This is a genomic window from Micromonospora sp. WMMD1120 (assembly GCF_029626235.1).
Taxonomy (GTDB): Bacteria; Actinomycetota; Actinomycetes; order Mycobacteriales; family Micromonosporaceae; genus Micromonospora.
The window spans coordinates 3,529,913-3,542,647 of sequence record NZ_JARUBO010000005.1 but is presented as its reverse complement, the minus strand read 5'-3'; the positions used below and the strand labels follow the sequence as shown (position 1 = coordinate 3,542,647).

Genomic DNA, 12,735 nt, shown 5'->3' with positions numbered 1-12,735 from the left:
CGGGGCGGGCCGCGGGTCGTGTGGTGTGGACCACTCTAGGCGGCTGACTCCAGCATCAGCGAGATCCCCTGGCCCACCCCGATGCACATGGTGGCGAGGGCCCGGTGGCCGCCGCGACGACGCAGCTCCAGCGCCGCGGTCAACGCCAGCCGGGCGCCGCTGGCGCCGAGCGGGTGGCCGAGCGCGATGGCACCGCCGTGGGGGTTGACGTGCTCGGCGTCGACCGGCAGGCCCAACTCGCGCAGCACCGCCACCGACTGTGCGGCGAACGCCTCGTTCAGCTCCACCACGTCCACCGCGCCGAGGTCGACGCCGAGCCGGTCCAGCAGCCTGCGGGTGGCGGGCACCGGACCGATCCCCATGATCCGGGGCGGCACGCCGGCCGCCGCCGCGCCGGTGACGCGGGCCAGCGGGGTGAGGCCGTACCGCAGCACCGCCGCCTCGCTGGCCACCAGCAGCGCGACAGCGCCGTCGTTGACGCCTGAGGAGTTGCCGGCGGTCACCGTGCCGCCGTCGCGGAACGGGGTGGGCAGGGTCGCCAGCTTCTCCAGCGTGGTCTCCCGAGGGTGCTCGTCGACCTCGACCAGCCGGGTCTCGCGGCGACCGGCCGGCACGGACACCGGCACGATCTCCTCGGCGAACCGGCCGTCGGCCTGCGCCTTGGCCGCACGCTGCTGCGACCGGTACGCGAACGCGTCCTGCTCGGCGCGGCTCACGCCGTACTCGGCGGCGACGTTCTCCGCCGTCTCCGGCATCGAGTCGATGCCCCACCCGTCGCGCATCAGCGGGTTCACCAACCGCCAGCCGATGGTGGTGTCGTACACCTCGGCCGAGCGGGAGTACGCGGACGTCGCCTTCGGCATCACGAACGGCGCCCGACTCATGCTCTCCACCCCACCGGCGACGACCAGCTCCGCCTCCCCGGCCACGATCGCTCGCGTGGCGATGGCGAGGGCGTCCAGGCCGGAGCCGCAGAGCCGGTTGACGGTGCTGCCCGGCACCTCCTCGGGCAGGCCGGCCAGGAGGGCCGCCATCCGGGCCACGTTGCGGTTGTCCTCGCCGGCCTGGTTGGCGCAGCCGAGCACGACGTCGTCCACCCGCGCCCAGTCCACCGACGGGTGGCGGGCGACCAGCTCGCGGATCACGTGCGCGGCCAGGTCGTCGGGGCGGACGCCGGCCAGCGCGCCCGCGTACCGGCCGATCGGGGTGCGGACACCGGCCACCAGGTATGCCACTGTCATCGCGAGTCCTTAGGGGTGCAGACGGCGGGGGTGGGCACGCCCACCGGGTCGCGAGGGCTGCCAGCCGCCAGGATATCCACGCCGACAGCGGATAGGTTGACGGCATGGTCCGGGCCCAGTTCAGCGCAGAGACAAGCGGCGAAGGCGCGTTCGTCCGCCAACCCAACCGGTTCACCGGCCGGGTCACCGCCGACTCGACCTCCCCGCCGGGTGGCGGTCCGGACGAGCAGGACCGCTGGCCCCTGGAGGCGGGTCGCTACCGGCTGATCTGGTGCCGTGCCTGCCCATGGGCGCACCGCGCACTGATCGTGCGGGGTCTGCTCGGGCTGGACGACGCGATCTCGCTGGGCACCGTCGACCCGATCCGGGACGAGCGGGGCTGGGCGTTCGCCCTCGATCCGGACGGCTTCGACCCGGTCCTCGGGGTGCGCTTCCTCTCCGAGGCGTACCTGGCCACCGACGAGGACTACACCGGGCGGGTGACGGTGCCGGCGCTCGTCGACACAGTGACCGGCCGGGTGGTCACCAACGACTACCCGCAGCTCACCCTCGACCTCTCCACCGAGTGGCGCAACCTGCACGCGCCCGGCGCGCCGGACCTCTACCCGGTCGCGCTGCGCCCCGAGATGGACGCGCTGATGGCCGAGATCCACACCGACGTCAACAACGGCGTCTACCGGTGCGGCTTCGCCACCTCCCAGCAGGCGTACGACGAGGCGTTCCGGGCGCTCTTCGCCCGGCTGGACGCGCTCTCCGACCGACTGACCGGGCAGCGGTACCTGATGGGCGACACGATCACCGAGGCGGACGTCCGGCTGTTCACCACGCTGGTGCGCTTCGACGCCGCGTACCACGGGCACTTCAAGTGCAACCGCAACAAGCTGACCGAGCTACCGGTGCTCTGGGCGTACGCCCGGGACCTGTTCCAGACCCCGGGTTTCGGCGAGACCGTGGACTTCGACCACATCAAGCGGCACTACTACGGCACCCACCGGGAGATCAATCCGACCGGCATCGTGCCGTCGGGGCCCGACGAGTCCGGCTGGACGACGCCGCACGGACGTGGCTGAGCCGGGCCGGGCCGGCGCGACCGGGGTCGTCGCCCGCGGGGACGTCGCGCGCCGGGTCGCCGCGTCGGCCGCCGCCGGCTGCGCGGTCGCCGGGGCGGTCGCGGTGACGGTCGCGGTGGTCGCCGGTCCCGGTCCGGGCCTCACCGGGTACGTGAGCGAGGCCGGTATCGCCGGCAGCGCGCACGCGGTGACGTACCGGATCGGGGTGCTCGCCCTGGCCGGCGCGGTGCTGTTGATCGCCGCGGCGCTGCCGCCCGGGGTCCGGGTCGCGCCGGCGCTGCTCGCCTGCGGCGCCGTGCTCACGGCGGTGTCCGGGGCCGTGACCTGCTCCGCGGGCTGCCCGCTGCCGCCGTTCGAGCGGACCACGGTGGCCGACCTGGTGCACGGTGGCGCGAGCATCGCGGCGACGGCGGCGGTGGTCCTCGCCATGGTCGCGCTGGCCGTGTCCAGGCCGGCCGGCCCTGTGGTACGCCGGCTGGCGGCGGGGACGGCGACGCTCGCCCTGCCGCTGTGCGCCACGATCGGCCTGGCCATGCTCGTGGTCGGCCGAGGCTCGCTGGTCGGCGTGACGGAACGGCTGCTGCTCGGGCTGGCCGTGTTGTGGGGCGTGGCCACCGGCACGGCGCTCGCCCTGACTTGCCGTGACCGAAGTCTGTAAGGAGCATCACGAGCACCGCACCTTGCAGTTCGGGTGGATCGGGGTATCGTCGGCGAACGATGACCAATGTCTGGGGCCTCACCGTCCGCCTGTATGTCGATCTCCGACTACAGGCCAGCGGCGTCTGTCCGGCGTAGCCGTCCCGCACCCGCCTACCCCGACCAGACCACCTCACCTGGACATCTCATGCCCTTCGGCCTGCGCAAAATCCCCTTCTCCGTGCAGATCCTGCTCGGCCTCGTGCTCGGCGTGGCGCTCGGCTTCCTCGCCCGCGGCAACGACCTGGGCTGGCTGACCAGCACCCTGCACACCGTCGGCAACCTCTTCGTCCAACTACTCAAGCTGGCCGTGCCGCCGCTGGTCTTCACCGCCATCGTGGTCAGCGTGGTCAGCCTGCGCGGTGTCGCCAACGCCGCCCGGCTGGCGGTGAAGACCCTGCTGTGGTTCGCCATCACCGCCCTGATCGCGGTCAGCATCGGCATCGTCCTCGGCCTGCTCACCAACCCCGGCCGCGGCGTGACCCTCGACCTGGGCAGCGCCGCCGCGCCGAAGAAGACCGGCTCCTGGACCGACTTCCTCACCGGCATCGTGCCCACCAACCCGGTCGGCGCCTTCGTCGAGGGCAACGTGCTCCAGATCGTCTTCCTCGCCGTCGTGGTGGGCGCCGCCGCGCTGCTGGTCGGCGAGGCGGCCGAGCCGTTCGTGGCGCTGAACCGTTCGCTGCTGGAGATCGTGCAGAAGGCGCTCTGGTGGGTCATCCGCCTCGCGCCGATCGGCACCCTCGGCCTGATCGGCAACGCCGTCGCCTCGTACGGCTGGGACCTGCTGGCCCCGCTGGCGAAGTTCACCACCGCCGTCTACGTCGGCTGCGCCATCGTGCTCTTCGTGGTCTACCCGCTGGTGCTGATCCTCGCCGGCCGGCTCAACCCGCTGCGCTTCTTCGCCGGGGCCTGGCCGGCCATCGAGCTGGCCTTCGTGTCCCGCTCGTCGGTGGGCACCATGCCGGTGACCCAGCGGTCCGTGGAGCGGCTCGGCGTCCCCCGCGAGTACGCCTCGTTCGCGGTGCCGTTCGGCGCCACCACGAAGATGGACGGTTGCGCCGCCATCTACCCGGCACTCGCCGCGATCTTCGTGGCCCAGGTGTTCGGCGTGCAGCTCGGCCTCACCGACTACCTGCTGATCGCCTTCGTGTCGGTGGTCGGCTCGGCGGCCACCGCCGGCCTGACCGGCGCGATCGTGATGCTCACCCTGACCCTCAGCACACTGGGTCTGCCGCTGGCCGGCGCCGGTCTGCTGCTGGCCATCGACCCCATCCTGGACATGATGCGCACCGCCACCAACGTGGCGGGACAGGCGCTGGTGCCGACGGTGGTCGCGGCCCGCGAGGGCACCCTCGACCGGGCCGCGTACGAGGCGGCCGGTCGGCGCGACCTGACCGAGCCGGAGCCGGCCGTCGAGACCCGGCCCGACCTGACCCCTGCGCCTGCCTGACCAGACCACCCGGTACGGCGACGGGCCCCCTCCCCGGGGCCCGTCGCCGTCGCCGTATCGAGAGGATGTCCCCCATGAGCGCACTGTTCACCCCCCTCGCCCTGCGCGCGGTGACCCTGCCCAACCGGGTCGCCATGGCGCCGATGTGCCAGTACTCCACCGGCCCGGACGGCCTGCCCACCGACTGGCACCTCATCCACCTCGGCAGCCGGGCGGTCGGCGGCGCGGGCCTGATCCTGACCGAGGCGACCGCCGTCCTGCCCGAGGGTCGGATCAGCCCGCAGGACACCGGGCTGTGGTCCGGCGCGCACGTCGACGCGTGGCGACCGGTGACCGCGTTCGTCGCCGCGCACGGCGCGGTGCCGGCCGTACAGCTCGCGCACGCCGGGTTCAAGGCGTCCACCTACCGGCCGTGGGCGCCGCGGACGGGCGGCGTGCCGGACGGCGAGGGCGGTTGGACGCCCGTCGCCCCCGGCTCCGAGCCGTTCACCCCCGGCTACCGCACGCCGACGAGCCTCGACGAGGCCGGCATCGACGGTGTGGTCGAGGCGTTCGCGGCCGCCGCCGACCGCGCGCTGGCGGCCGGCTTCGCCGCCGTGGAGATCCACGCCGCGCACGGCTACCTGCTCAACGAGTTCCTGTCGCCGCTGACCAACCACCGCACCGACGCCTACGGCGGCGACCGGGCCGCCCGGATGCGGCTCACCCTGGAGGTGGCCCGCGCGGTCCGCGCGGCGGTCGGCGAGGACGTGCCCGTACTGACCCGGATCTCCGCCACGGACTGGGTCGACGGCGGCTGGACGATCGAGGACAGCGTGGCGCTCGCCGGTGAACTGGCCGGCGTCGGCGTCGACCTCGTGGACGCGTCCTCCGGCGGGGTGAGCACCGCCCAGCAGGTCCCGATCGGCCCCGGTTACCAGGTGCCGCTGGCCGCCCAGATCCGCCGGGACGCCGGCGTGCCGACCGGCGCGGTGGGCCTGATCGTGGAGCCCGAGCACGCCGAGCAGATCGTCGCCGGCGGCGAGGCCGATCTGGTGTTGCTCGGCCGGGAGCTGCTGCGCGACCCGTACTGGCCGCGCCGGGCCGCCGCGAAGCTCGGCGTCGCGTACACCGGTCCCGCCCAGTACGCCCGCGCGTTCTGACCCCAACCGGCCCGGTCGGGCGGCTGCCCGCGCGGCGGCCGCCCGACCCTCAGCCGGCGAGGTGCGACCAGTCGCCCTCCAGGTCCCGCCAGGCGCCCTGCGCCGCCACCGCGCCACCGAGCAGCACCACCACGTGGTCGGCCCGGACCAGCGCCGCACGCTTCGCGGTCGAGCCCACCACCGTCACGCCGTGCTCGCGCAACGCCTGCCACAGCGCCAGCTCGGTGGTGACGTCCAGCGCCGACGACACGTCGTCGGCGACCAGCAGTTCGGTACGCGGGGCCAGCGCCCGGGCCAGCGCCAACCGCTGCAACTGCCCGCCGGAGAGCCGTGTGCCCTTGTGCCCGATGAGCAGGCCCAACCCGCCACCGGCGGCGGCCAGGTCGTGGTCGAGCTGGGCGGTGCTGACCGCCCCGGCCGCGTCCACCTGGTGCCCGAGCGCGATGTTGTCGGCCACCGTGCCGGAGAGCACCCGGGGCAACTGGCCCACGTAGCCGACCTGGTTGGGACGCAGGAACAGCTCCGGCTCGGTGACCGGGTCACCGTTCCAGGCCAGTACGCCGGTGTGGTGCACGATCCCGGCCAGCCCACGCAGCAACGAGGACTTGCCCGACCCCACCGGCCCGACGACGAGCACCAGTTGTCCACGGTGCACCGTCAGGTCCACGTCCCGGACGGCCACCGTACCGTCGGAGTGCACCACGCTGAAGCCGCGCAGCTCCAGGCGACGCAACGGGTGCCGGGGTGGCGGGGTCGGCGCGGGCGCCGTGCCGGCGGCCAGGTCGACAGCCGGCACCCCCGCGGAGTACGCGCCCACCCCGGTCATCGCCACGGTGCGCCGCGTCCAGACCCGCGCCGAGGGCAACTGCGAGATCAGCGAGGCGGTCGTCCAGGCGAACCAGCGGGCCGCGCCCAGTGTCGACACGGCCACCAGCACCGCACCGGCGGAGAGCCCACCACCCAGGTAGAGCGCCCACGCGCCGATCGGCAACAACCCGCTGGCCATCGACGGCGTGGAACGCGCCCACACCTGCACCGAGATCTCCCGCCGCTGCCGGTCGCTGCGCAGCACGTCCAGAGCCGCGAGGTGGTGCAGCACCGCACTGGTCGCGCCGGCGAGCTTCACCGTCCGCGCCGCGGAGAGCGCGGAGACCAACGCCGTGGCGAAGGCGGCCCGCGCCGCCACCGTCGCGCGGGCGGCACGCTCCAGCTTCGGGCCGAACAGCGTCGCCGCCAGCCCGGAGACGACCATCGTGCCGAGGAAGAACAGCCCGGGTACGACGCTGCCGGTGACCGCCGTCATGGCGACCACGAGAACCAGCGCGACGGTCTGGTCCAGCACGTTGTCGGCGAGCTGGACCACCCGCTCGGTGTCACCGCCCTGCGCCACCACCTCGGCCGGGGTGTGCGAGCTGACCCGCCGCGCTCCGGTCTGACCGTGCACCAGACGCAGGCCGATGCGGAGCATCTGCCGCACCCACCAGCCGGGGAACCAGACGTGGGTGTAGTACGGCAACGGCAGCGTGACCAGCAGCCCGGCCACGATGCCCACCGCCGGCAGGTACGCGTTGCCGGTCCCGTCGACCAGGTCCGCCCAGAGCCACGGCAGCACGGGGCCGTCCAACCCCAGCAGGCTGAGCCCGAGGAAGAGCCCGATCGCGGCCGCCCCGTACCGGGGATCGTTGGTGCAGAGCCGGAGGATCTCCCGCAGCGTCCGGGCCGGAGGCGTCGGCGGTAGCGGTGGCGGGTCGGTCCGGGCCGATCCCGCCGGCGCGGAGTGACCTGCCGGCGCGGGGTGACCTGCCGGCGCGGGGTGACCTGCCGGCGCGCCCTCCTCGGCCGGCGCGGCGAGCCCGGCGTGCGCGGTGAGCCCGGCGTGCGCGGTGAGCCCGGCGTGCGCGGTGAGCCCGGCGTGCGCGGTTGTCGGCTCGGTCGGCCAGGCTTCGTTCGGGCCGGGGCCGACCAGCAGGTCGGTGCCGGCAGCGGTGCGGCCGAGCGGCGCCGCCGTGGCGTACGCGGCGGCGTGGCTCGTCGCCAGCAGTTCGGCGAAGCGCGTCGACGTCTCCAACGGGCCAGCCTCGACCACTGCCCCGTCCGCCAGCACCACCACCTCGTCACAGCGGCGCACCGAGGAGAGGCGGTGCGCGATGACGATGCCGATGCGGTCACGGAGCAGTCGTTCGGTGGCCCGCTGCACCCGCGCCTCGGTGACCGGGTCCAGACGTGCGGTGGCCTCGTCGAGGATCACCACGTGCGGGTCACGCACCAGGATCCGCGCGAACGCCACCAACTGCTCCTGCCCGGCGGAGAGCACGTGCCCGCCCTCCCCCAGCCGGGTCGCCAACCCGTCCGGCAGCTCGGCGATCCAGCCGGCCAGACCCAGCTCGTGCAGGGCCCTGGCGGCGGCGTCGAGCAACTCCCTGTCGAAGAGCGCGACGTTCTCGGCGAGCGTGCCGGCCAGGATCTCGGTACGCTGCGGCACCAGCGCCACCCAGCGACGCAACTGCTCGACGTCGAGGTCACACAGGTCGGTGCCGCCGAGAAAGACCGAGCCCGGCGGGACGTCGACAGCCCGGGTGAGCACCTTCGCCAACGTCGACTTGCCGGAGCCGGTCCGGCCGATCAACGCGTACGACCGGCCGCGCGCGAAGGTGAGGCTGAGCCCGCGCAACGCGGCCCCCCGGCCACCCTCCTGGTAGGTGAAGGTCAGATCCCGGATGCGCAGGTCACCCTCGCTCGGACTGGCTCCGCCGACCGGTTCCTGCCGCGCCTTCTGGAGCAACTGCACCCGGGCCCACGCGCCGAGCGCCTCCTGGATCTCCGGCACCATGCGGCTGACATGCTCCGCCGTGGCCCCGAAGGCCAGGGCGAGCAGCCAGATGGCGGTGAGCCGGGCGGCGTCGATCCGGTCGGTGGTCAGCGCCCACGCTCCGCCGAGCACCACCGCGCCGATGCCGGCCCGGATCGTCGCCGTGGCCGCCGTCGCCACCCGGGCGGACAGCACCCAGACCACTCTTCCCCGGGACAGCACGGCGGCGGCCCGCCGGGCGTACAGCCGCAGCACGTACGGACGGGCCAGGCTGGTCCGTACGTCGTCCTGGCCGTGCACCGCCTCCTCCATGACCGCGGCGAGGTCCGACCACGCCTCCTCCTCGGCCATCCGCGCCGGGCCGATCCGCGCGGTCGGCCGCCGCAGCCCGATCGCGAGCACAACGGTGAGCAGCAGCATCGCGACACCGCCCGGCCACCACACGACCAGCGCGACGACCATCGACAGCAGCCCGACGCACAACCCCTGGGCGAGCCGGGTGCCCTGGTTACGGACCGCAGAGGCAACCTGGTAGACGTCCCCGTCGATCCGGTCCAGCAGCTCGCCCACCGGTGTGGTCTCCAGGGTGGGCAGGTCCTGCCCGAACGCGACGCGACACAGCCGGCGGCGCACGTCGGCGGACCAGTCGGCGGTCAGGCCGGCCATCAGCAGGCTCACCGCGAGGTCGCTGAGGACCACGGCGACCAGCGCCCCGGCCAGTACGACGAAGAAGCCGGCCGACCGGTGCACCAGCACCGCCCCGGCCAGCGCCGAGGCGCCCGCCTGACCGGCGGCGCCGAGCACGATGAGAACGACCACGATCGTCATACGACGGGTCGAGGTGCCCCACAGATCACGGAGCAGGCGCATGGAAAGTCCTCCGGACGTGGGGTGGCGGAGACCTCAGCCTGCCGGCGCAAAACCGTCAACTCAACCGATTTTCCGGCCCTGATCAGGGACTCCGTCCGGTTGTGGTCCCCGCTGCGACCCCCAGTCCGGGTTACGGACCCGACCCGGCCCCGACTCACGGCCCCGGCCGACCTCTCGGCCCACCGTCCCGTCCACGGGCCCGGGCCGGCCCGACTCACGGCCCCGGCCAACCCCTCGGCCCACCGTCCCGTCCATGCCCCTGCCCCGGGCCGGGTCCGTGCGGGACGTTTCGGGCGACATGGCCCGTGTTTACCTGGCCGGTGCTGCCGGACGCCTGTAGGGTTCCTTATGCCCGTCCTCGGGCTCCCGTCTCGAGCCGACCGGGCCGTTTTTGTCCGATTTCAGGGAGAAGCGGGCGTTCGGCCGGCCCGTGATCGACTCGAGTTTCGTGATGCCGGGGCTTCCTCCGCTCGCGGATGCCGCGATTTCCAGAAAGCCGAGTCGACCATGCTGCTGCGGGCCGACGTGACCCACCGACCGACCCAGTGTGCTGGGAGGATCGTTCGGTATGGGCGTTTTGGCGTTTTGGGGATGTGAGCGGTTGCACCCGTGGCCCGGAATCGTGGCCGGGCCGGAGTCGTTACATACCCCGACGATCGCAGGACCAGCCCGGCCCGCCGGTAGGTGGTCGCCCCCGGAATGACAGGCCCCCCGGCCTGACAGGCCCCCGGCCTGAACATCGCCACCCCGGCACACCGCGTGTGCCGACCCCCAGACTTTCGCAGCGCCGGACGAGGTGCTCACACCCCCGCATCGCGCAGGGGTGTCCTTACCCCCGAAGGAGCTCACCCCATGAACACGATCATGCGTAAGAGCGTGCTGTCCGTCGCCGGTCTCGCGTTCGCCGGTGGGATCTTCGCCGGCCCGGTCGCCGCGCACGCCGCGCCGGCCGTGGACGCCAAGCCCGCCACCACCGCCGCGGTGGCCGTGCAGGCGCCGAAGCCGCAGGGCGAGCAGTCGCACATCACCCTCAACGACGAGCAGACCGCCAACGTCAAGGCGATCATCGCCGCGACCAAGAAGGCCGGCCTGCCCGAGCGGGCCGCGGTGATCTCGATCGCGACGAGCCTGCAGGAGTCCAAGCTGGAGAACCTCGGCCACCTCGGTGACGCCAACGACCACGACTCGCTGGGCCTGTTCCAGCAGCGCCCGTCCAGCGGTTGGGGCACCCCGGAACAGATCACCGACCCCGAATACTCCACCACCGCGTTCCTCAAGGGCCTCAAGCAGGTCGACGGGTGGCAGGACATGCCCCTGACCGACGCCGCGCAGACCGTGCAGGTCTCGGCGTACCCGGACGCGTACGCCCAGTGGGAGCAGCAGGCCACCGACCTCGTCGCCCAGCACTGGAACAGCTGACCCGCACCACGGGCCGGCACCCCTGACCGGGGTGCCGGCCCGTCGGCGTTCTCTCAGATCTTGGACAGTTCCCGTCACGCGCTAACGGAAACTATCCAAGATCTCGACGCGGAGGCCGGCCAGGCCGAGCCGGGACGAGCCGAGGCCGGGGCGAGCCGAGCCGGGCCAGGCCGAGCCGAGCCAGGCCGAGACGAGCCGGAGCCGCCAGGGCCGAACCGGGGAGCGAGGCTGGACGGACGCGACGGGTGGCAGCGGTCAGGAAGGACCGGCAGTGATTAGAAGAGGACTGTGGCGAGGGTGCCGACCGGCTGGAAGCCACAGCGCTCGTAGACGCGCCGGGCGGGCAGGTTGAAGTCGTTGACGTACAGGCTGACCGTTGGGGCGACCCGCAGCAGCGCGTCGCGGACCACGGCGGCCATGGCGGCGGCGGCGATCCCTCGGCCACGCCACTCCGGTGCCACCCAGACGCCCTGGACCTGCGCCGTCCGCTTGGTCACCACGGCCAGCTCGGCCTTGAAGACGACCTTGCCGTCGACGACGCGGGCGTACGCGCGACCGGCTCGGACCAGGTCGTTGACCCGCCGGCGGTAGCTGCGCCCGGCGTCCTCGGCGAGCGGGGAGACGCCCACCTCTTCGGTGTACATCGCTACCGCGGCCGGGAAGAGGCGATCGACCTCTCCGGAGCGGACCTGGCGTACCTCAGGGTCGGCCGGGATGGCCGGCATGGTGTCGGTGACCAGCAGCGGCTGGTTGGGGCGGACGTCTCGCGCTGGCCCCCAGGTGTCGGAGAGCCGGTCCCACAGCCCGAGGACGGCGTCGGCGCGGCCGACGATCGAGGAGCAGAGCCGTTCCTCGCCCGCGAGCAGGTCGGCGAAGGCAGCCACCGCCGGCTCGCTCGCCAGGACCGGGGTGAGGTTGCCGCCGAGCCAGCAGAGCGATTCGAGGTTGCGGCGCGCGCCGTACCCCAGGATTCTGCCCTCGGCCCTCCACCAGGAGAGTCCGCGCGCGGCAATGCGCTCGGCGACCTGCGCGCCCGCGAACGGGTCATGGTCGAGCAGTCGCTCGACCGCGCGGCGCTCCGATTCCCCCAGTTGGCGTACCGGCACCGTCAGCACGACTATCAGCCTGCCAGATCGGCCCCCCGCTTCGCCGGTCGAGTGACAAGGCCGGCACCGGTTCCGCCCGGCCGGGTCCGCTCCGCCCACCGGACGACCGGCGGCACCAGCCCCCCGAGCAGGAGGAACAGGGCACCGAGCGTGAGCCAGCCCGGTACGCCCCAGCCGAGCGCCAGGGTGGTCACCACCACCGGCGCGAGCATCTTGCCCAGTTCGTAGCCCATGCCGTAGGCCCCCTGGTACTGCCCCTGCGCTTCCGCGGGCGCCAGCCCGAAGGAGATCGCCCAGCCGGCGGCGGAGTGCCACAGCTCCCCGGTGACGTGGGCGAGCGCGCCGAGACCGAGCAGGCCGATGGCCCCGGCGGTGGGCAGCGCGCCGCTGGCGGCGAAGAGTACGCAGGCCAGCGCGATGGCGACGCCGGCCCGACGGGCGGCGCGGGCGGCCCCGGGCACCGTGGCGGCGGTGCGGGCGGCGCGCACCTGGAGGAGCACCACCACCACGGTGTTGATCAGCGTCAACGCGGAGATCATCCAGGCGGGAGCCCGGGTGTGCCCGGCGATCCACAGCGGTAGGGCGATGGTGAGCAGGCTGAAGTGCATCGACATCAGCCCGTCGACCAGCGTGAAGGCGAGGAACGGGCGGTCCCGCAGGGCGACCAACCGCGGGCCGTGCGCCGGGGCGGCGACCGGGGCGACAGTGGGCAGCCGCAGGAAGACCGCCGCCGCGATCACCGACGCGGCCGCCGCGGTCAGGATCAGCGCGACGTACGCGGTCCGGGTGTCGGCGGCGATGGCGAACCCGCCCAGGACGGCGCCGACGGATATCCCGACGTTCGTGGTGGCGCGCAGGTAGGCGCGGGTGCGTACCCGTTGGTCGGGCGGGACCGCTCCGGCGATCAGCGCCGGTTGTCGCCGATGCAT

At 73.6% G+C, this 12,735-nt stretch carries 9 protein-coding genes; 5 read left to right on the top strand and 4 right to left on the bottom strand.

Translation table 11 applies throughout. The features are described from left to right. Window positions 1-35 precede the first annotated feature (35 nt). Entirely contained in the window at window positions 36-1,241 is a 1,206-nt protein-coding gene (gene pcaF, locus O7634_RS16720; RefSeq protein WP_278151045.1) for a 3-oxoadipyl-CoA thiolase, read from the bottom strand. 104 nt (window positions 1,242-1,345) lie between these two features. Between pcaF and O7634_RS16715 the strand changes: the two genes are divergently transcribed. From O7634_RS16715 to O7634_RS16700, 4 genes are all read left to right on the top strand, one after another. Beyond that, on the top strand, window positions 1,346-2,311 hold the full coding sequence (locus O7634_RS16715; protein WP_278151044.1) for a glutathione S-transferase C-terminal domain-containing protein: 966 nt from the start codon (window positions 1,346-1,348) through the stop codon (window positions 2,309-2,311). Beyond that, the gene (locus O7634_RS16710) at window positions 2,304-2,969 is read left to right on the top strand and encodes a DUF998 domain-containing protein (protein WP_278151043.1); all 666 of its coding nucleotides are present in this window, start codon (window positions 2,304-2,306) and stop codon (window positions 2,967-2,969) included. The genes O7634_RS16715 and O7634_RS16710 overlap by 8 nt, the downstream gene beginning before the upstream one ends. Window positions 2,970-3,167: 198 nt before the next feature. Further along, on the top strand, window positions 3,168-4,460 hold the full coding sequence (locus tag O7634_RS16705; protein WP_278153988.1) for a dicarboxylate/amino acid:cation symporter: 1,293 nt from the start codon (window positions 3,168-3,170) through the stop codon (window positions 4,458-4,460). A gap of 74 nt (window positions 4,461-4,534) precedes the next feature. Beyond that, window positions 4,535-5,602, top strand: a complete 1,068-nt coding sequence (locus tag O7634_RS16700) for an NADH:flavin oxidoreductase/NADH oxidase (protein ID WP_278151042.1) — start codon at window positions 4,535-4,537, stop codon at window positions 5,600-5,602. A 49-nt stretch (window positions 5,603-5,651) separates the two neighbouring features. On the opposite strand, the gene O7634_RS16695 is transcribed toward O7634_RS16700, so the two are convergent. After that, on the bottom strand, window positions 5,652-9,281 hold the full coding sequence (locus O7634_RS16695; protein ID WP_278151041.1) for an ABC transporter ATP-binding protein: 3,630 nt from the start codon (window positions 9,279-9,281) through the stop codon (window positions 5,652-5,654). A gap of 852 nt (window positions 9,282-10,133) precedes the next feature. Here O7634_RS16695 and O7634_RS16690 point away from each other — a divergent pair. Next, entirely contained in the window at window positions 10,134-10,700 is a 567-nt protein-coding gene (locus tag O7634_RS16690) for a hypothetical protein (RefSeq protein ID WP_278151040.1), read from the top strand. Between the two features lie 275 nt (window positions 10,701-10,975). On the opposite strand, the gene O7634_RS16685 is transcribed toward O7634_RS16690, so the two are convergent. Both O7634_RS16685 and O7634_RS16680 read right to left on the bottom strand, forming a co-directional pair. Then, window positions 10,976-11,815 (bottom strand): DUF4081 domain-containing GNAT family N-acetyltransferase, encoded by an 840-nt coding sequence (locus O7634_RS16685; protein ID WP_278151039.1) that lies wholly within the window; start codon window positions 11,813-11,815, stop codon window positions 10,976-10,978. Between the two features lie 5 nt (window positions 11,816-11,820). Next, the gene (locus O7634_RS16680) at window positions 11,821-12,735 is read right to left on the bottom strand and encodes an MFS transporter (protein WP_278151038.1); all 915 of its coding nucleotides are present in this window, start codon (window positions 12,733-12,735) and stop codon (window positions 11,821-11,823) included.